This is a genomic window from Actinopolymorpha sp. B9G3, assembly GCF_040120725.1.
Taxonomy (GTDB): Bacteria; Actinomycetota; Actinomycetes; order Propionibacteriales; family Actinopolymorphaceae; genus Thermasporomyces.
This window is the reverse complement of record NZ_JBEEAB010000009.1, coordinates 72,590-91,682: the sequence shown is the minus strand read 5'-3', so window position 1 is coordinate 91,682 and position 19,093 is coordinate 72,590. Positions and strand designations below refer to the sequence as shown.

General features: G+C 67.9%; 17 protein-coding genes. 2 read left to right on the top strand and 15 right to left on the bottom strand.

Going from position 1 to position 19,093, the window contains the following annotated elements:
• The first annotated feature begins 109 nt into the window (after positions 1–109).
• Positions 110–970: an NAD(P)-dependent oxidoreductase gene (locus ABNF93_RS17245; protein ID WP_349329103.1), complete on the top strand. Its 861-nt coding sequence runs from the start codon at positions 110–112 to the stop codon at positions 968–970.
• A gap of 71 nt (positions 971–1,041) precedes the next feature.
• Here the strand turns inward: ABNF93_RS17245 and ABNF93_RS17240 are convergent, their stop codons facing one another.
• The 6 genes from ABNF93_RS17240 to ABNF93_RS17215 all read right to left on the bottom strand — a co-directional run bounded on the left by ABNF93_RS17240 (position 1,042) and on the right by ABNF93_RS17215 (position 7,712).
• Positions 1,042–1,983 (bottom strand): hypothetical protein, encoded by a 942-nt coding sequence (locus tag ABNF93_RS17240; protein ID WP_349329102.1) that lies wholly within the window; start codon positions 1,981–1,983, stop codon positions 1,042–1,044.
• A 148-nt stretch (positions 1,984–2,131) separates the two neighbouring features.
• Positions 2,132–3,214, bottom strand: coding sequence for a mandelate racemase/muconate lactonizing enzyme family protein (locus ABNF93_RS17235; RefSeq protein ID WP_349329101.1), 1,083 nt, complete (start codon positions 3,212–3,214; stop codon positions 2,132–2,134).
• Positions 3,215–3,278: 64 nt separating this feature from the next.
• Positions 3,279–4,469: a mandelate racemase/muconate lactonizing enzyme family protein gene (locus ABNF93_RS17230; RefSeq protein ID WP_349329100.1), complete on the bottom strand. Its 1,191-nt coding sequence runs from the start codon at positions 4,467–4,469 to the stop codon at positions 3,279–3,281.
• 178 nt (positions 4,470–4,647) lie between these two features.
• Complete coding sequence (locus tag ABNF93_RS17225) at positions 4,648–5,787, bottom strand: endonuclease/exonuclease/phosphatase family protein (protein WP_349329099.1); 1,140 nt, start codon at positions 5,785–5,787, stop codon at positions 4,648–4,650.
• A 153-nt stretch (positions 5,788–5,940) separates the two neighbouring features.
• Positions 5,941–6,240 (bottom strand): zinc finger domain-containing protein, encoded by a 300-nt coding sequence (locus tag ABNF93_RS17220; protein ID WP_349329098.1) that lies wholly within the window; start codon positions 6,238–6,240, stop codon positions 5,941–5,943.
• A gap of 260 nt (positions 6,241–6,500) precedes the next feature.
• On the bottom strand, positions 6,501–7,712 hold the full coding sequence (locus ABNF93_RS17215; protein ID WP_349329097.1) for a helix-turn-helix domain-containing protein: 1,212 nt from the start codon (positions 7,710–7,712) through the stop codon (positions 6,501–6,503).
• A 112-nt stretch (positions 7,713–7,824) separates the two neighbouring features.
• Here ABNF93_RS17215 and ABNF93_RS17210 point away from each other — a divergent pair, with 112 nt between their 5' ends.
• Positions 7,825–8,550: an HAD family hydrolase gene (locus tag ABNF93_RS17210; RefSeq protein ID WP_349329096.1), complete on the top strand. Its 726-nt coding sequence runs from the start codon at positions 7,825–7,827 to the stop codon at positions 8,548–8,550.
• 27 nt (positions 8,551–8,577) lie between these two features.
• Here ABNF93_RS17210 and ABNF93_RS17205 read toward each other — a convergent pair whose 3' ends face one another.
• The 9 genes from ABNF93_RS17205 to ABNF93_RS17165 all read right to left on the bottom strand — a co-directional run bounded on the left by ABNF93_RS17205 (position 8,578) and on the right by ABNF93_RS17165 (position 19,012).
• Entirely contained in the window at positions 8,578–9,693 is a 1,116-nt protein-coding gene (locus tag ABNF93_RS17205) for a dihydrofolate reductase family protein (RefSeq protein ID WP_349329095.1), read from the bottom strand.
• 8 nt (positions 9,694–9,701) lie between these two features.
• Positions 9,702–10,478, bottom strand: a complete 777-nt coding sequence (gene tpiA, locus ABNF93_RS17200; RefSeq protein ID WP_349329269.1) for a triose-phosphate isomerase — start codon at positions 10,476–10,478, stop codon at positions 9,702–9,704.
• Between the two features lie 32 nt (positions 10,479–10,510).
• A complete protein-coding gene (locus ABNF93_RS17195) occupies positions 10,511–11,695 on the bottom strand; it encodes a phosphoglycerate kinase (RefSeq protein WP_349329268.1) in 1,185 nt (394 codons plus the stop codon).
• A gap of 44 nt (positions 11,696–11,739) precedes the next feature.
• Positions 11,740–12,762: a type I glyceraldehyde-3-phosphate dehydrogenase gene (gene gap, locus ABNF93_RS17190; RefSeq protein WP_349329094.1), complete on the bottom strand. Its 1,023-nt coding sequence runs from the start codon at positions 12,760–12,762 to the stop codon at positions 11,740–11,742.
• A 257-nt stretch (positions 12,763–13,019) separates the two neighbouring features.
• Positions 13,020–14,000, bottom strand: a complete 981-nt coding sequence (gene whiA, locus ABNF93_RS17185; RefSeq protein WP_349329093.1) for a DNA-binding protein WhiA — start codon at positions 13,998–14,000, stop codon at positions 13,020–13,022.
• A 127-nt stretch (positions 14,001–14,127) separates the two neighbouring features.
• A complete protein-coding gene (locus tag ABNF93_RS17180) occupies positions 14,128–15,081 on the bottom strand; it encodes a gluconeogenesis factor YvcK family protein (RefSeq protein ID WP_349329092.1) in 954 nt (317 codons plus the stop codon).
• A 34-nt stretch (positions 15,082–15,115) separates the two neighbouring features.
• Positions 15,116–15,988 (bottom strand): RNase adapter RapZ, encoded by an 873-nt coding sequence (gene rapZ / locus ABNF93_RS17175; protein WP_349329091.1) that lies wholly within the window; start codon positions 15,986–15,988, stop codon positions 15,116–15,118.
• Positions 15,969–18,128: an excinuclease ABC subunit UvrC gene (uvrC, locus tag ABNF93_RS17170; RefSeq protein WP_349329090.1), complete on the bottom strand. Its 2,160-nt coding sequence runs from the start codon at positions 18,126–18,128 to the stop codon at positions 15,969–15,971. The genes rapZ and uvrC overlap by 20 nt, the downstream gene beginning before the upstream one ends.
• Before the next feature lie 332 nt (positions 18,129–18,460).
• Entirely contained in the window at positions 18,461–19,012 is a 552-nt protein-coding gene (locus ABNF93_RS17165) for a Rieske (2Fe-2S) protein (RefSeq protein WP_349329089.1), read from the bottom strand.
• Between the last annotated feature and the right edge of the window lie 81 nt (positions 19,013–19,093).

The window sequence follows — 19,093 nt, the reverse complement described above, 5'->3', positions numbered from 1 at the left end:
GTGTACGCCGACTGGTTGTGAAGGGTCCTTCGACTGTTGTAGACAATAGTCAGCTTTGCCTGGCGTAGCCAGGGGCCACCGCCGTTGACCGACAGACCGGGAGGAACGCATGAACCAGCTCGACCGTTCGGCGCAGATCGGATTCGTCGGGCTGGGCAACCTCGGACTGCCGATGGTGTCCGCCCTGGTCAGCGCGGGTTGGCCGGTGACGGCGTACGACATCCGACCGAACACGGTCAGCGCCGCCGTCGCGAAGGGAGCGTCGGGGGCCGCCTCCCTGTGCGACCTCGCTGGATGCCGGGTGCTCGCCCTGGCCGTGCCCGATGATGCAGCGGTCTCGGCGGTCGTGCGTACGCCTGAACTGCTTGCGAGCCTGGCGGACGATCCCCTCGTCGTGGTCCACAGCACTGTGCTTCCGGCCACCGCCAAGGCCCTCGGCCAGGAGCTGGCTGACTCGTCGACGACCGCCTTCGTCGACGCCCCCGTGAGCGGCGGTTTCGAACGCGCCGAGCGGGGCGACCTGACCGTGATGGCGGGCGCGAACGCCGAGGCGTTGCGACTCGCACAGCCGTACTTCGACACCATCGCCGGCGACGTCGTCCATGTCGGCGCTCCGGGCGCGGGATCGGCGGTGAAGCTCGCCAACCAGCTGATGATGTTCGCCGCCCTCGCCGGGGCGCACGAGGCTCTCGACCTTGCCCAGGCGTACGACGTCGATGCGGCCACCGTCCTGAAGGTTGCGGGCACCAGCACGGGCGACTCGTGGGTGGCGCGGAGCTGGGGATTCTTCGACCAGGTGGCATCGGCCTACGACGCGGCCGACGTGCCCGTGGCCTATCGCCCGTGGAGCAAGGACCTCTGGGACATCGTGGCAGCAGCGCGGACCGCCGGTGTCTCCCTTCCGGTGGCGGGCCTCCTGGCCCAGACGATGGCCGAGACCGTCGAACGCCACGCCGCCCGATCGTCCTAGCGTGTTCCGCACAACCGCCGCCAGCGGCAGCACTACCCGCCGACACACCGCCCTACGGGGGTAGTGTCCGTCTACTCGCGGAATTCGCCGGGGCCGAGGACCTGCCAGGGATCTGTGGTCGGGTCGCTGATCGAGCCGTAGGGAACGGTGAAGGTCAACACCTGCGACGTCGACCGCCTGATCGTCCACAACCTCGGCTTGTCACCGGAGCGGTCCCACGCGATGCCTTGTCCCTCGACCTCCGGAAGCTCGACGGTCGCCACCCATTCGAGCTTCGAACCCGCGGACGGGACGTTCATGACGTACGCCTCACCGAGGTCGTGACCGGTGAGCCAGAGCCGCCCGTCGGGTCCCCACGACCCACCAGAGTTGCTCATCGGCTTGAACCTGTCGAGGATCGCCTTCGGAATCGTCCACGCCTCGACGACCTGGAAATGGTCGTCCAGCTTCACGACCTGGGTGTTGTACGTCTCGCCGTACGGCTCGGTCTGGTCGTCCGGGACCACGTCGTAGTTGGCGAAGCCTGCCCACCACGCGCCGTCGTGCCGGTCCAGCCAGGTCAGCGATCCTCGGTCGACGCCGAAACTGTGGGTACGGATGGGTCGCATCGTCCTGGAGTCGAACACCTCGACCGAGCTCTCCATCGGCGACTCGTCGTAGTTGGAGTGTGCTGCGTACAACCTGCCGTTCACGACGACACTGCTGTCCATGTGCGTGATCGGACCGTCGTCGTTGCCGGCGAACTGCAAGAGAGGCTTGCCGGTCGCCCGGTCATGCTTGGTGATGGTGCGGTTGTTGACCGCGTAGAAGGCGTTTCGGTCGACGCCGACGCCCTGGTTCGCATCGAAGGTGTCGTAGGACCTGTCGAGCGTGGCCGTGTACACCGGCGGCTCGCCGGCCGCGGCACCAGCTGGTGCGGACGCCTGCGCTGGCAGCAGAGCGGAGCTCAGTGCCAGCGCTCCGGCCGCGAGCCCGGCAACCACTCCAGCGACGATCTTGGTTCGAGCAACCATCATGTCCTCCACGTGGATCTCCCGCGGCGACCATCTCGAACGCAGCGCTCGGCTGCGCGAACTCGGCTCGACGATGCGATGAACCGATCTCGAAGGTACGGCGCGGGGAAACGCCGTCCGAGTCGTACGCGGCGGCCGGATGCGGTCGTCACCTGGTACGGGCGGCTCGCTCGAGCGCGGCGCGATCGACGGCGATTCCCAGCCCTGGGGTCTCGGGGAGGACCAGATCGCCGTCGACGAAGGAGATCCCGCCGAGGAACTCGTCCTGCCACGGGCTGAGACCGGCGTAGCTCTCGACGATGAGGCCGTTGTCCACCGCCGCCACCGCGTGCGCGCCCACGTAGTGGTTACCGTGCGGCGCCATCATCAGGTGGTGCGCGGAGGCGAGGGTCGCGATCCGGACCCACTCCGTCAGCCCGCCACATGTCTGCGGATCGGCCTGGACGATGTCGACCGCCCGGCGTTCGATGAGATCCCGGAACCCCCAACGCGTGAACTCGATCTCACCGGTGGCGATGGGAGTCGTGAGGCGGCCCACCAGCCGGGCCATCCCCTCGTGGTCGTCGGGCCAGCAGGGTTCCTCGAACCACGCAAGGTCGAACCCCTCCACCGCCTGCCCGAACTTCAATGCCTCGGCCGAGGTCCAGGCGTTGTTCGCGTCGACCATCACCCTGATGTCCGGCCCGACCGCCTCGCGGACCGCGGCCACCCGGCGTACGTCCTCACCGATGTCCGCGCCACCCACCTTCATCTTGACGGCGCGGTAGCCGGCGCCGACGAACCGCAGCATCTCCTCGGCGAGGTCCGCAGGCCCCTTGCCCTCCTCGTAGTAGCCACCGGCGGCATATGCGGGTACGCGGGAACGAAAGCCGCCGAGCAGCCGGTAGACCGGTAGGTCGAACGTTTTGCCTCGCAGGTCCCACAAGGCGTTGTCGACCGACCCGATCGCCGACACGGCGTCACCCTTGACGACAGGCTTCCGCCAACCGGTGAACATGCGGTGCCAGAGGCGGCTGTAGTCACGCGGGTCCTCGCCGACGAGCCGATCGCGGATCGGTACCGCGAATCTGGCGGAGCCTTCGGCCGACAGAGCGAGGCCGGAGATGCCCTCGTCGGTGTCGACCTCGACAAGGGTGAGGCGCTTGTTCTCGGTCACCAGGATCGAGTTGCGGAAAGGCTTCGCCAGCTTCCCCAGGTCGTACGTCGTGAACCGCACGTCGGTGATCTTCATGCGACAGCCTCCGGCATGTTGGCGGGGGATGACGGATCCACGGATCTTGTTCGTACGAACGGAATCAGTCGAAGAAGTCCGCGTCCTCCGCCGAGAGGTACGGCCGGGCGGCTTCGGGAATGAGCTCGACACCCATGCCCGGCCGGTCCCACACGTCGATGAAACCGTTGGAGACAATGGGATCCGGCAGCCCGTCGACGATGTCGCACCACCATTCCGGCCGGCCGACGGGATACTCGAACGCGATGTAGTTGTCGGGAAGGGTCGCGCAGACCTGGACCAGCGCCGCCAGTCCCAGTACGCCGTCGCCGACTCCGTGGGGCGCCATCAGCACCCCGTGCATGTCGGCGTACTCCGCGACCCACTTGAGTTCCGCGATGCCGCCCACGTCGCAGGGGTCGGGCCCCACCACGCGCACGGCCTGTGTCTCGATCAGCTCCTTGAAGTTCTGCCGGAGATAGATCTGCTCACCGGTATGGATCGGGGTGGTCGTCGCGGTCGTCACCTCGCGGTACTGAGCCGCGTTGACGTACGGCACGTAGTCGCCGGTGAGCATGTCCTCCAACCACATCAGCGAGAACGGCTCGACGGCGCGGGCGAAGCGGATCGCATCAGGCACCGTCCAGCCCGGTCCCAGATCCAGCGCCAGCCCGACCTCGTCGCCCAACACCTCCTTCATGGCCTCGACGCAGTCGACCAGGTGCCGCAGCCCACGCTCGGTGAGTAACCCGCGGTGTGGATGGGAGGGACCGCTGCGCGGCTCGCCGTAGAAGAAGTCGGGAAGCTGAACCGGCATCGCGCTGTGGAACGCCAACGCCTGCTTGACGATCGTGAAGCCCTCTGGCGCCTCGCGCATGGCCGTCATCGCGGCGGCATGATCTTCTGGTGCGTGTCCGTTCATCGGGCTGCGGACGCCGCCGTTGTAGACGCGCACCTTGTCGCGGACCTTGCCGCCCAGCAGCTTGTGGACGGGAAGCCCGGCTGCCTTGCCGGCAATGTCCCACAACGCCATCTCGATCGCCGAGACCGCGGACCCCCAGGGCTTGAACGCCCCCAGCCGGCGGATCTTGAGCATGACCCGCTCGACGTCGGTGGGATCCTCGCCGAGGATGCGCTCGCGATAGAGCTCCACCACCGGCTTGTGCTGGTCCTTAGCCGGCTCGATCGCTGCGTATCCGTCGAGTCCTTCGTCCGTCACCACCCTCACGACGGGATTGCGACCGAGAACGGCACACTTCAGATCGGTGATCTTCATCGGCTGCGACTCGCTCCCTGTCCGCGTGCGGACATACCAGGCGACGTGTGTGATGTCCCACTCGCCTTAGGACGATAGCCGTCAGAAGTCCTTACAGCGTTGGTCGTGACGAACCCGGCCACGACGGCGGCGTACGCCTCGGGCTCCGGCAGTTGCTCGGCTGGCAGCCAGCGGCCTGTCAGGCTGTCCGGGTAGCGGTCTCGAACGTCCGCTCAGGGGGTGGCGGAGATCCGGCCAGCCGGTATGTCGCCAGGACCGCCTTGTGGTCGCTCGGCCAGTGCTCGGGAATCGACAGGAAGTTGTCGTCGGTGTCCTCGACAACGCGCTCGTTGCGCACGATCGTCGAACGCGGGCCGACGACGCCCGCGCTGACGAGCTTGACCCCGGACGCGGAGCGGTGGAAGACGTAGTCGATCCGGTCTCGCTCGTCGGCCTCGGGGGCCCAGGTCAGCTCGGACACATCCTTGTCGGGGTTGTCGGACGGCCAGGTGAATCCGGGATGGGTGACCGGGTTGGGGTAGGTGGCGCGGTAGGCGTCTACGTAGCCTGCGTCCCGGAGAAAGGCGCTCGTCTGCCACGGGATCGTGAGGCCTTGGTGGTCGAACAGTGAGCCGGTCGCGGCGGTCCAGTCGTCAGCCGGCGGCTCGTTGAAGTCGCCGCCGAGGAACACGGTTCGCCTCTTGGCGCGCTCGAGCGCGGCGTCCGCGACGATGTGGCTGATGACCTCGGTCCGGCCAGAGTCCGCGTTGACCTGAAGGATCTTGTCCACGTCGAGTACCGGCCCGTCCGGCAGCTTGTCCCAACCGTACTGGGCGAACTCGCTGGGCTCGTCTACGCCGCCGCCGTACCCGCGCGGGAGATAGGTCGCGTAGTTCCGGTAGTAGAGGTGCGCCGAGTACGTCGCCACCTCCCGCCCGTGGACGTCGAGGATTGCCTTCTTGGCGTAGGGGAGCTCGGCTTCGTCGATGATCGGGAATGCTGAGACGATGCCGGCGTCATCCGAGGCAGCCGCATAGTACGGCTGCTCCGGGGTCGACAGCGCCTCCGCGATCGCATGTGTGGCCGCCCCGGCCTCGGACAACAGGACCACGTTGGCGCCGGTCATTCGGATCGTCTCGACCACGTAGTCGAGACCGTCGGGGACGGCGGTGCCCTCGAACCAGATGTTGAACGACAGGATCCGGAGCGTGGTCGGCGCTGCGGCGACGGATTCGCCCGGCCGGGCAAAGGCAGCGGGTACGACGACGACGCCGTGCAACGTGGCGACGGCGGCGAGGAGCACAGCCAGCCGACGAAAGACGCGTACGAACCAGCGCAACGGAATCTCCTCGAGGTCCGAACGGGCAGGAGCGCGGCGGTTCGTCAGACTACAGCGGGTCTCGGCCGCCCGCCACGCTCCGGTGAGGTCAACAGTTCGCGAACTCTCCGGGACCGTGAAGCGACAACGTCCTGCGAGGTCATCGCCGCTTGGCTAGGTCGACAGCACACAGCTTCGACGGGCGACGTGCTGCAGATCCAGGCTGGCCAGCACGTTCTCGGAAGCGGTGCGGCACCATACGTCGACACCTGCGCCGCACATCGGGCAGACCCGGGACAGTACCCGTGCGGTGATGGTCAGGTCGTCGTCGGTGTAGCCCTGATCCTTCAAATCGCCTGACCAGATCCGATCGAGCCGGCCCGAGTCGACGGGATGAACGTTTACGGGCCTGCCACCGCCATCGCGCACACGATCCCGAGAGCCATGAATACCAGGAACATGCCGATCCGCCATCGCACCGCTACCGCCTTCGCCGGTCGGACTGAAGGTGCGGCAGACCGCCTCCGTGGGGATGGCCTTCCCAGGCTGCCGCACCAGCTTGCGTGCGACGCAGCGACCGGGCCGAGACCTGCCGGCAGCATCCTTGGCTGCGTGGTGCTCTCCGTTATGAGCATGGCTCGTCCCTCTCGGTACGTCGGTGGTGACGAACGTAGAGCGGGATGACGCTCGAGACCCGAACTGTCAGTTCGGCTCGACCAGCGGTACGAGAAGCATCAGGCGATACCAAGGCGGTCGGCGAGCGAGACAACCTGCTTGCGGTAGGTCGGCCGAGCTCGCCGTAGCAGCCGTCGCACCAGTTCGCGGGTCTCCAGGCTGTGGGAGGCATCCTCAGGTGCGAGCTCAACAAGGTCTCTGAGGTGTACCAGGACAGCGGCATCGTCTCCGCGCAGGTCGTAGCACCGGGCGACTTCCAGGTTGAAAGTGAAGCGCCGCTCTCGGGACGGCAACCTGGTGGTATCGATCCCGTCGGCGATGCGTAGGGCTTCGGTGGCTTCGCCGGCCTCCATCTCGACGGATAGTCGGTGAAGCTCAACGTTGGTGGGACCGAAGACGGTGTGCATCACGTTGCGCTCGCCGCTCCGCGCAGCGAACACGCTGGCTTTCTCTCTGAGCCGATCTCTGGCCACCCACCATGCGTGGCGGCGCGCAGCACTTGTCACAGCCACCAGATGCAGGGCGCCGACGATGGCGATGACGTCATGGTCCTCAGGGGCCTCACGCAGCTGACTGATGGCGCGCATAGCCACATCCTCGGCAGATTCCGGGTGGCCGTCGCCCAGGAGGACGTGGCCCATGTTCCACTGGGCCGTTGCTATGCGGATGGGATCATCCGCGTCTTCTGCGGCTCGCAGCCCGCGATCAGCGACCATCAGCGACAGGTCAAGCCGCCCGGTGCGACGGCAGTAAGACCGTAGCAAGCCATACAGATCTGCGGCGCAGCGCAGCACTTCACGCCGGCCCGCTGCATCAGGGTCATTTCGGTGTGCCCTGACGGCACATTCGGTGTCCGTGATCAGCTCAGGCAGCACTTCAACCGCCTCACTGAACCTCCTCCCGGAGGTCTGCCAGCTCCGCCATGCATCCTCGACCCGATGCCGGAGGAGGCTTGGCGAAAGCGCCGACGCCCCTGCGCAGGATCGGGGTTGTGAAGCAAAGAGCGCTCTCACAACGGGCGGTGCAGCTCCATGGTCGGAAGAGTAGGGCTGGGACTGCGGGATGTCGGCGATCAGGCCGGCGGCAGGCACACCTAGTTCCTTCGCAATCGCGAGCAGTACCTCCAGGGAAGGAACCTTCATGCCGCGCTCGATCTGCGACAGGTAGTCGACAGTGATGCCACACAGGCCGGCAACCGCCGCTTGGGTTCGTCCAGCCCTTTCCCGCCCCGAACGGATCCGTTCGCCGATAGGCAGCTTTGGCATACTCATGCGATCCCCTCGTTCACCGCACAGTGGCCCGTATTCTGTCAGCCTAGAGGTACCGCAGCCTGGTGGATGCGAACGCTCGTCCCGCCAGTCAGGTGACAGATGGAGAGCGACAGTGTGGCTTGTGCTGTGGGACATCGATCACACCTTGATCGCCACTCGCGGCGTGGGTCAGGAACTGTCGGCCATAGCCTTCGAGCAGGTCACCGGCCGCCAGATGGTGACCCAGGCAAAGGTGGACGGGATCACTGAACCAGTCATCTTTCGAGAGACCGCAAGGCTCCATGGCCTGTCAACAAGTCGAGCGGACTTCGAAAGGTTCGCTGCCGCCCTGACTCAGTTGCACGTCGACCGGGCCCTCGAGCTACGTCAACGTGGACAGGCGTTGGTCGGTGCCGCCGCCGCGCTGGACGCTCTCGCCGCCCAGCCGCAAGTGACGCAGACTGTGCTCACCGGAAACGTACGCGGTGTCGCCGAGGTCAAGCTCGCTGCCTTCGGACTTGACCGTCACATCGAGTGGGAGCTCGGCGCCTACGGAGAGGACGCCGATGTCCGTACGGAGCTGGTCACGATTGCCTTGGAGCGCGCGTCAGCGGCGGCAGGGCGGCGAATCACGCCTGCGGGGGCATTGATCATCGGTGACACGACCGCAGACGTGGAGGCAGGTCGAAGGAGCGGCGTTCGCGTGATCGCTGTAGCTACCGGCAGCAGCAGTGCGGACGAGTTGCGGGAGGTTGGCGCAGGCGCCGTGCTTCCCAACCTCCTCGACACTGACCTCTTGGTTGAACTGATCCTCAGCGATAACGCGCATCTGGGCCGCGACGGTCGGCCGTGCCACTGAGGCAGATGATCACGGCCGGGCGTCGCCTCAGGACGTACGGAAGAGGTGCGCGTTGACGCTGCGCGCTTCCGAAGCCAGCTCAGGCTTCTCGAGAACCTCGACACCCACCGCGCGCAAGTCCTCGACGCCGTGGCAGTCCACGAAGAGGTCCGGCTCACGCCACGCGATCACCACGCGCGGGATGCCGGCCGCGATGACGAGTTCCGCGCACGGGCGTGGCCGGGACGCCCTGGCGCTGCACGGTTCCAGCGTGGAGTAGAGCGTGGCGGTCCGCAGCCTGGGATCGTCATCGGCAACCTTGGCGATGGCCGCCTCCTCGGCGTGGTCGCGGGGGTCGGCCTCGCGCGAGTAGCCGCGGGAGATCTCCCGACCCTCGGCGTCGACGAGAACGGCACCGACCGAGTACGCCGACGGCGAGACCGGACACCGCCGGGACTCCTCGATCGCCTCGGCGAGCCAGTAATGGTCCGCGGCCAGAACGTAACGCAGGAAGGCGAGATCACCGATCCGGCGTACGTCCGCGAGCCGCATCGGATGGCCCGGGTGATACGGAAACGCACCGTCCCCGACGAAGCGTGGCGCGTCGGCATCACCGACGAAGAACGGCGCGACGACGAGGTGGAGTTCGTCGACGAAGCCCGCTGTGAGAAACGCCGTGTGGACGCGGCCGCCACCTTCGACCAGGAGCCGTCGTACGCCGCGCCGCCTCAGGTCCGCCAGGACGACCTCGAGGTCGAGCGGGTCACCCCCATCCACCACGGTCGCCACGTCACCGAGCCGCTCTCGCGCCGTACCCGCCGCACCGCCAGCCGCATAGACGACCTTGTCGCTCTCCCCCGCCGCAAAGAACCTCGCGCCCGGATCCAGCTCCCCGCTCGCCGTGAGCGTCACCTTCACCGGGTCGGCGGGGCGGCCGGACTCAAGGCGAGCTTGACGGCGTAGGTCCGAACGCACCACCAGCCGGGGGTTGTCGCGCCGGATCGTCTCCGCGCCGACCAGGATCGCGTCGCAGCCGGATCGCACCTCGTCGACCCGATCGAAGTCGGCCGCGTCGGACAGCAGCAGCCGCTCGGGGGTCGTGTCGTCGAGACAGCCGTCGACCGACATCGCGGCACTGGCCACGACGTACGGACGTTCGGCCACGGTAGCGCTCAGGTGGGGAGCACCGGCATGTCGTGGTAGCGGCAGATCGCCCCGAACTCCTCCGGGTCGAGGCTGGCACCGCCGACGAGGCAGCCGTCAACGTCGGGTTGCTCCATGATGCCGGCGACGTTGGCCGCCTTCACCGAGCCGCCGTAGAGCACCCGCATGCCGCCCGCGACCGCGGCGTCGTAACGCAGTCCCACCACCTCACGGATCGCCGCGCACACCTCCTGCGCGTCGTCCGGCGTCGCGACCTCGCCGGTGCCGATCGCCCAGATCGGTTCGTACGCGATGACGATCTCGCCCGCCTGGTCGGGTTTCACGCCGTCAAGGGCGGCTTGCACCTGGTCGACGGTGTGTTCGACCTGTCTGCCTTCCTTGCGTACGTCCAGACCCTCACCCACACACAGGATCGGGCGCAGGCCGTGCCGAAGCGCGGCGTGCACCTTGGCATTGACGAGCGCGTCGTCCTCGTGGTGGTGCTGACGGCGTTCGGAGTGTCCGACGATGACGTAGGTGCAGCCCAGCTTGGCGAGCATGGCCCCGGAGATGTCACCGGTGTAGGCGCCGCCGTCGTGTTGGCTGAGATCCTGTCCGCCGTACTGCAGGTGCAGCCGGTCGCCGTCGACCAGTGTCTGCACCGAGCGGATGTCGGTGAACGGCGGATGCACCACCACCTCGACGGCGGCGAAGTCGTGCTTCTTGTCCTGCAGGATCCAGGTCAGCTTCTGGACCAGGTGGACGGCCTCGCGATGGTCGAGGTTCATCTTCCAGTTGCCGGCCATCAACACGGTACGGCCGTCACCCGACTGCTTCGTCACTCGTCCTCCAGCACGGCAAGTCCCGGAAGGGTCTTGCCCTCAAGGTATTCCAGGCTCGCTCCGCCGCCGGTCGAGATGTGCCCGAAGGCGTCTTCGGCGAAGCCGAGGGCGCGCACCGCCGCCGCCGAGTCGCCGCCGCCTACGACCGACAGTCCGTCGATCGTGGTGAGCGCTTCGGCCACCGCCCGCGTCCCGTTCGCGAACGCCTCGATCTCGGCGACACCCATCGGACCGTTCCAGAACACCGTGTGGGCGCCGCGAAGCTTGTCAGCGAACAGCTTCGCCGAGGCCGGGCCGATGTCGAGGCCCATCCGGTCCTTGGGAATCGCGTCGACGGCGACGACGGAGTGCTCGGCCGTGTCACTGACCGCCGTTGCCGCCACGATGTCGACCGGCAGGACGATCCGGTCGCCCGCCTGTGTCAAGTAGCGCTTGACAGTCTCGACCTGGTCTTCCTCGAGCAGGCTCCGGCCGATCTCATGCCCCTGCGCGGCGAGGAAGGTGAACACCATTCCACCGCCGATGAGCAGCAGGTCGGCCTGGTCGAGGAGGTTGTCGATGACCCCGAGCTTGTCCGAGACCTTCGCGCCGCCGAGGACGACCGCGTAAGGCCGGTCCGGGTCGACCGTGAGCCTGCGCAGGACCTCGACCTCGGCGAGCACGAGCCCGCCGGCCGCGTGGGGAAGTCGCTTCGCCACGTCGTAGACGCTCGCGTGCTTGCGGTGCACCGCTCCGAAACCGTCCGAGACGTACGCATCGGCAAGTGCGGCCAACTCGCCGGCGAACGCGCCACGCTCCGCGTCGTCCTTGCTGGTCTCGCGCGGGTCGAAGCGGACGTTCTCCAGGACGGCGACACCGCCGTCAGCCAGCCCGTCAACGGTGGCGTGCGCACTCTCGCCCACCGTGTCGGAGGCGAACGCCACCGGCCGGTCGAGCAGTTCGCCGAGCCGCCGAGCCGCCGGCGCCAGCGAGTACTGCGGGTCCGGCTTGCCCTTCGGGCGTCCCAGGTGAGCTGCCACGGCGACCCGCGCACCCTTGTCGGCGAGCGCGCGGATCGTCGGGACACTGGCCCTGATCCGTCCGTCGTCGGTGATCATCTCACCGTCCAGCGGGACGTTGAGGTCGGAACGGACGAGGACGCGCTTGCCGCGCAGATCTCCCAGGTCGTCGATCGTACGCAGCCGAGACCCCTCGGTCGCAGGGCCCGAACTCACTGGGCCCGAACTCAAAGGGACCGACCCACGAGGGCGGCGACGTCGACGAGCCGGTTGGAGTAGCCCCACTCGTTGTCGTACCACCCGACGACCTTGACCTGGTTGCCGTTCGCCATCGTGAGCGCCCCATCGATGGTGCAGCTCGGCGCGGTGTTGACGATGTCGGAGGAGACGATCTCGTCCTCGGTGTAGACGAGAATGTTCTTGAGCGGACCGTCCGCGGCGGCCTGGTAGGCGGAGTTGACCTCCTCCTTGGTGACCTCACGTCCGAGGTCGACCACGAGGTCGGTCACCGAACCCGTCGGCACCGGCACGCGGAACGCCATGCCATCCAGCTTGCCCTTGACCTCCGGGATCACGAGGCTGGTCGCCTTCGCCGCACCCGTCGTCGTCGGGACGATGTTGATCGCCGCCGCGCGCGCCCTGCGCAGGTTGACCGAGCCCTTGCGCGTCACCGCGATCTGGTCGAGCAGCTGCTGCTCGGTGGTGTACGCGTGGATTGTGGTCATCAGCCCCTTCTCGATGCCGAAGCTGTCGAGCAGGACCTTGGTCATCGGCGCGACGCAGTTGGTCGTGCAGGAGGCGTTGGAGATCACCGTGTGCTTCGCCGGGTCGTACTTGTCGTCGTTGACGCCCAGCACGATGGTGAGATCCTCACCGGTGGCCGGCGCGGAGATGATGACCTTCTTCGCACCCGCCTCGACGTGCTTGCGGGCGTCCTCGGCCTTGGTGAACCGGCCGGTCGACTCGATGACGACGTCGGCCCCCAGGTCGCCCCACGGGAGCTTCGCCGGGTCGGTCTCAGCCGTCGCGCGGAACGACCGGCCGTCGACGGTGAGCGTCTCGTCGTCGTAACGGATATCGGCGTCGAGCCGGCCGAGCACCGAGTCGTACTTCAGCATGTGGGCCAGCACGTCGTTGCTCGTCAGGTCGTTGACACCGACGATTTCGATGTCTGCACCCTGGGCGAGGACTGCCCGGAAAAAGTTGCGGCCGATGCGGCCGAAGCCATTGATTCCTACCCGAATGGTCACAGGACACTCCCTCGCATGGGGTCGTTGCCGATCTTCAGTGCTCGTTGCGTGCGGCTGGCCTCGTTGCCCGACGCCGCTCCCCCTCTGCATTGTGCGCGTACGGCACGGCTCAAAACGGAGACTATCGGTCGGCTGGCGAGCGTCGTGAGCCGGCCTCAGACCGCGTACCTCACACGGTAACTCCCCATGATGCACGCCGAATTAACCGTGCATCATTCCCCGGCGGCCGGGGTCGGGGCCGGGGTGAAGGACCGACGTCAGGTGCTCAGCATTTCCGGGGTGAGGTTGGCCTCGGTGCCCGCGACGCCCAGGTCGGTGGCCCGTTTGTCGGCCATGGCCAGGAGTCGCCTGATCCGGCCCGCGATCGCGTCCTTCGTCAGCGGCGGCTCGTGCAGCTGCCCCAGCTCCTCGAGGCTCGCCTGGGTGTTCTCCACGCGGAGCTTCCCCGCCAGTCGCAGGTGGTCGGGAACGTCGTCGCCCAGGATCTCCAGGGCACGCTCGACCCGTGCACCCGCCGCGACCGCAGCGCGCGCGGAGCGTCGCAGGTTGGCGTCGTCGAAGTTGGCGAGCCGGTTGGCGGTCGCCCGCACCTCGCGCCGCATCCGGCGTTCCTCCCACGCCATCAGGCTCTCGTGGGCGCCGAGTCGGGTGAGCAGCGCACCGATCGCGTCGCCGTCTCGGATGACGATCCGGTCGACGCCGCGTACTTCACGGGCCTTCGCGACGATCCCGATCCGGCGGGCCGCACCCACGAGCGCCAACGCCGCCTCGGGACCAGGGCAGGTCACCTCGAGCGAGGCCGACCGACCCGGCTCCGTCAACGAACCGTGTGCCAGGAACGCACCCCGCCAGGCCGCCACCGCGTCGCACGTGGACCCGTTGACCACCTGCGGCGGAAGGCCGCGGACGGGCCGGCCACGCCCGTCGAGGAGACCCGTCTGGCGCGCCAGCGCCTCGCCGTCCTTGACGACGCGGACGACGAAGCGGTTGCTCTTGCGGAGTCCACCGGGCGCCAGGACCAGGACGTCGCTCGCGTGCCCGAAGACCTCCGCGATCTCCCTGCGTAGTCGCCGCGCACACGCGCCGGTATCGAGCTCTGCCTCGATGACGATCCGCCCGCTGACGATGTGCAGTCCGCCCGCGAACCGAAGCGTCGAGGAGACCTCCGCCTTGCGACAGCAGGGTTTCGTCACCGTTGTGCTCGTGAGCTCTGCCTTGACCTGAGACGTCATCGCCATGGCCCGATCCTGCCACGCATGACGAAATCTGTGGGCGAATGGGTCAAGCCGGAGGGAATTCTCGCCATGGTTTTAGCCACGCAGAGTGACCGAATGACACGATCGCAAGATACGAACGGCCCACCACTCAGCCGACGAGAACCTTGCCATAGACGCGGGCGAGGCGTTCAGGGTCGTGTCGGTGTGAACCATCGCCGCGCCCCACGTCGGCGACCACCAACTCCGCACCCAGGGTTGCCGCCGCCTTCGCCAGTGCCGACTGGTCCGCGACGGACGCGTCGTCGGCGAGCACGACGTCGATGCGGAGGTCGGGAGCATGCGCGGCCAACACCTCGAGGTGCTGCTCCGGCGAATAGTCCCTTGTCTCGCCTGCCTGCGGTGCGAGATTGAGGGTGAGGATCCGCCGCGCCGCAGTCTGGTGCAGCGCCCTTCGGAGCTCGGGAACCATGAGGTGCACCAGCACGCTGGTGAACCACGAACCTGGCCCGAGCACGATCGCGTCGGCGGCCCCTACGGCGTCGATCGCCTCCGGACATGCCGGCGGGTCGGCGGGTTCGAGCGCGACGCTGAGGACCCGCCCAGCCGTCGCCGCGACCTCCGACTGGCCGCGCAGCGTGCGTACGGCATCGGGATCGAGAGGGTCGAGTCCCTGTACCTGTGCGGTGATCTCGAGGGGTACCGCACTCATGGGCAACACGCGTCCGCGCGCACCGAGCAGCCTCGCCACCCAGTCGAGTCCGTCCACGTGTTTGCCCAGCCGCTCCCAAACCGCCACGATGAGCAGGTTTCCGACCGCATGGCCGGCGAGCTGACCGTCACTGGCGAACCGGTGCTGCAGCACCTCGGCCCACGTCCGTCCCCACTCGTCGTCGCCGCACAGTGCGGCGAGCGCCTGCCGGAGGTCGCCAGGAGGGAGGACGCCGAACTCCTTGCGCAGCCGGCCCGACGAACCGCCGTCGTCGGCGACCGTCACGACCGCGGTGAGGTGCTCGGTGACCTGCCGCAGGGCCGAGAGCGACGCCGCGAGCCCGTGCCCGCCGCCGAGGGCGACGATGCGCGGGTCGGACTGTCCGCCGCTCATGTGGCGAACCGCCTCGTCCGGGACATCGACGCGCTCATTCCCGCCCCAGGTCCCGATGCAGGACGAGGTTGCCGATGCCGTGCGTTCGAAGCCGCGCACCGAGCTCCTCCGCCATGGCCACGCTCCGGTGCTTGCCTCCGGTGCAGCCGACCGCGATCGTCACGAACCGTTTGCCCTCTCGCAGATAGCCGCGAGCCAACAGGCTCATCAGATTTTCATAGTGGTCGAGGAACGGAAGCGCGTCGTCCTGTTTGAGGACGTACTCACGAACATCGGAGTCCAGGCCGCTCTGCCCCCGCAGCTCCGGGTCCCAGTACGGGTTCGGCAGGAAGCGGCAGTCGACCACGTGGTCGGCGTCGACGGGGATGCCGTACTTGTAGCCGAACGACATGATCGTCGCCTGCAACGCCTGGTCGTCGGCGCCGCCGAACGCGTTCACGATTTTCGCCGTGAGCTGGTGGACGTTGAGGCTGGACGTGTCGATCACCAGGTCGGCGTCGGCGCGAAGCTCCCGGAGGGCGACGCGTTCGCGGGCGATCCCGTCGAGGACCCGACCCTCCTCGCCCTGGAGCGGGTGCGGTCGCCGGACGCTTTCGTACCGGCGGACGAGCACTTCGTCGGCGGCCTCCAGGAAGAGCAGCATCGGGCGGAGGCCACGGGCGCGCAGCGCCTCGAGCGATCCCTGCAGAGCCGCGAAGAAGGATCCGGACCGGACGTCGACCACCACGGCGATCTTGGCGACCGATCGCTCGCCGTCGGCGACGAGCTTCACGATGGTCGGCAGGAGCTCGGGCGGAAGGTTGTCGATGACGAACCACCCCAGGTCCTCCAGCACGTCGGCGGCCGAACTGCGACCCGCTCCGGACATGCCGGACACGAGGACGAGCTCAGGTGGACGTGTCGCCATGGCCAACTCCCTGCCGGTGATCCTCGTGCGTCGTCATGGCGTCATTGTCTCCCGAACTGGGCGAGGGGTACGGCTGGTCGGGCAGCTCGGCCGTGTCGGTCACGGCCGGCGGGTCCGCCTCGTCGAGGATCTCGCCCGTCGCGGTGTTGATCGCCGGCCGGCCGGTGGCGCCGGCGCCTTCGTCTCTCAGCGCGGCCACGACGGCCGCCGCCGTGCGAGCCCCGATGCCGGGGACCTCCGTGATCTCCTCCGCGGTCGCCGCGCGCAGGCGCTTCAACGAACCGAACTTGCGCATCAGCGCCTTGCGCCGGGTCTCACCCAGTCCGGCAACGTCGTCGAGCAGGCTCTCGACCATCGACTTCGACCGCTTCTGCCGGTGGAACGTGATGGCGAACCGGTGCGCCTCGTCGCGGACGCGCTGGAGGAGATACAGGCCCTCGCTCGTACGCGGCATGATGACCGGATCCTCCTGGCGGGGCAGCCACACTTCCTCGAGCCGCTTGGCCAGACCGCAGACGGGCACGTCGTCGATGCCGAGCTCGTCGAGCGCGCGATGGGCCGCCGCGACCTGGGGCGGTCCGCCGTCGACGACCACCAGGCCAGGGGCGTACGCGAACTTGCGTCGCCGACCGGTCTCGGGATCGACAGCGGCCGGACCCTCGTCGTCGTGGCCGTTCTCCCCGACCTCTCCGGTCTCGGAACGCTCGTCGAGATAACGCTGGAACCGGCGCGTGATGACCTCGTGGATGGATGCGACGTCGTTGGATCCGCGTGGACCGTCGCCTTCGGCGTCCCCTCCGCCCATCACCTTGCCCCTGCTCCTGATGGTGAACCGGCGGTAGTCGCTCTTGCGAGCAAGCCCGTCCTCGAAGACCACCATCGACGCCACGACGTCCGCCCCCTGCAGGTTGGAGACGTCGTAGCACTCGATGCGCAGGGGCGCCTCCTCCATGCCCAGCGCTTCCTGGATCTCCTCCAGCGCCTTGCTCCTGGTGGTGAGGTCGCTTGCCCGCTTGGTCTTGTGGAGGCCCAGTGCCTGGTGGGCGTTGCGGGCGACGGTCTCGAGCAGCGCCTTCTTGTCGCCGCGCTGGGGTACTCGCAGGTCGACCCGTGCGTGCCGGCGTTCGGTGAGCCAGGTGGTGAGCGCGTCGACGTCCTCGGGTACGGCGGGTACGAGAACCTCGCGGGGCACGCCGTCTGCCGACTCGGAACCGTAGAGCTGGGTGAGCAGGCGTTCGACGAGCTCGCCGGTCCCGGCGTCGTCGGTCTTGTCAGCGACCCAGCCGCGCTGCCCGCGGATCCGTCCTCCGCGGACGTGGAAGACCTGCACCGCGACCTCGAGCTGGTCTTCCGAGAGCGCGATCACGTCGGCGTCGGTCCCGTCGGGCAGGACGACGGCGTTCTTCTCCAGCGCGCGTTCCAAAGCCTTGAGGTCATCGCGGAGCCGGGCCGCCCGCTCGAACTCCAACTCGTCCGACGCCTGCTTCATCTCGCGTTCGACCCGCTTGAGGTAGGGCACGTAGTGGCCGGCCATGAAGTCGCAGAAGTCCTCGACGATCCGCCGGTGCTCCTGCGCGCTGACCCGGCCCACGCACGGCGCCGAACACTTGCCGATGTAGCCGAGCAGGCACGGCCGGCCGATCTGGTGGGCGCGCTTGAAGACGCCCTTGGAACACGTACGGGCCGGGAACACCCGCAGCAGGAGGTCGAGCGTCTCGCGGATCGCCCAGGCGTGGGCGTAGGGGCCGAAGTAGCGGACGCCCTTGCGCTTCGCACCGCGCATCACCTGCAGCCGCGGGAACTCCTCGTCGAGCGTCACCGCCAGCCACGGATAGCTCTTGTCGTCGCGGTACTTGACGTTGAACCGCGGGTCGAACTCCTTGATCCAGGCGTACTCCAGCTGGAGTGCCTCGACCTCGGTGTTGACGACAGTCCACTCGACCTTGGCCGCGGTCTGCACCATCGCCTGGGTGCGCGGGTGGAGAGCGGCGAGATCCTGGAAGTACGAACCGAGCCGGGCACGCAGGCTCTTGGCCTTCCCGACATAGACGACTCGCCCCCGGCTGTCGGAAAAGCGATAGACGCCGGGCGCGTCGGGAACGGAGCCGGGAGCCGGTCGATAGGTCGCGGGATCTGCCACTTGTCCGAGCGTAGACGCCCCTACCCCCACCTGATCGGCACCACCCCGTGATCATGATCGTGATCATGAAGGTTCCGGGGGGTTATAGCCCCGTTGGTTTACATGGTCCGGTTTCCCTTCATGATCATGGCTGGCGCTCCGGGCTGGACCATCGCTCGGACGGCCGATCTGCGCTGCGTGATCATGAAGGCGTTCGGAACCATGAAGGCTCTCGGGGCTATGGGCCACGACAACCTTCATGATCACGATCATGATCACGGAACGGGACCACGAGCGGCTCTGAGCGGGACGGGACCCCGAGCGGCCTCGCGATTGTGAGGGACCGGCACCAACTAGGCGAGCATGATCGAATCGCCGTTGACCGTGACCTCCTTGGTCTCCAGCGGCTCGGTGGCGGGACCGCTCGTGACACTGCCGTCGCTGGCGCTGAACTTGCTGCCGTGGCACGGACAGTTGATGGACCCGTCCGTCACGTCGTTGACCGGGCAGCCCTTGTGGGTGCACAACGCGCTGAACGCCTTGAACTCACCGGCCGCCGGCTGCGTGACCACCAGCTTCTGGTCGGCGAGCACCACGCCACCTCCGACGGGAATGTCCGCGGTCTTCGCCAGAGCGTCGGCCCCGGCGGGCGGCTCCTCCTCGGTGGGCTCTTCTTCGGAGGGCTCCTCCTCCGCGGGCGGGTCCTCCGCTGGAGCGCCGTCGGCGGGCGGCTCCTCCTCGGTCTGTGTGCCACCGGCGCAGGCGGCGAGCACCGGGACTGCGGCTCCGGCGACGGCGACACCGCTCAGGACCCGGCGCCGGGTCAAGGAAGGCAGGTCGCCAGCGGGCGGGGGCGGCACGGTCGAGGGCATCGAAAGCCGGGCCTGCGGGTCAGTGGTCTCCACGTGGTAACTCCCGTCGATAGGTCGAGCACCGGGCGCTGACCCCTCTAACTACGGAAGGCGAGCCCGGTCGGTTCAGCTCGA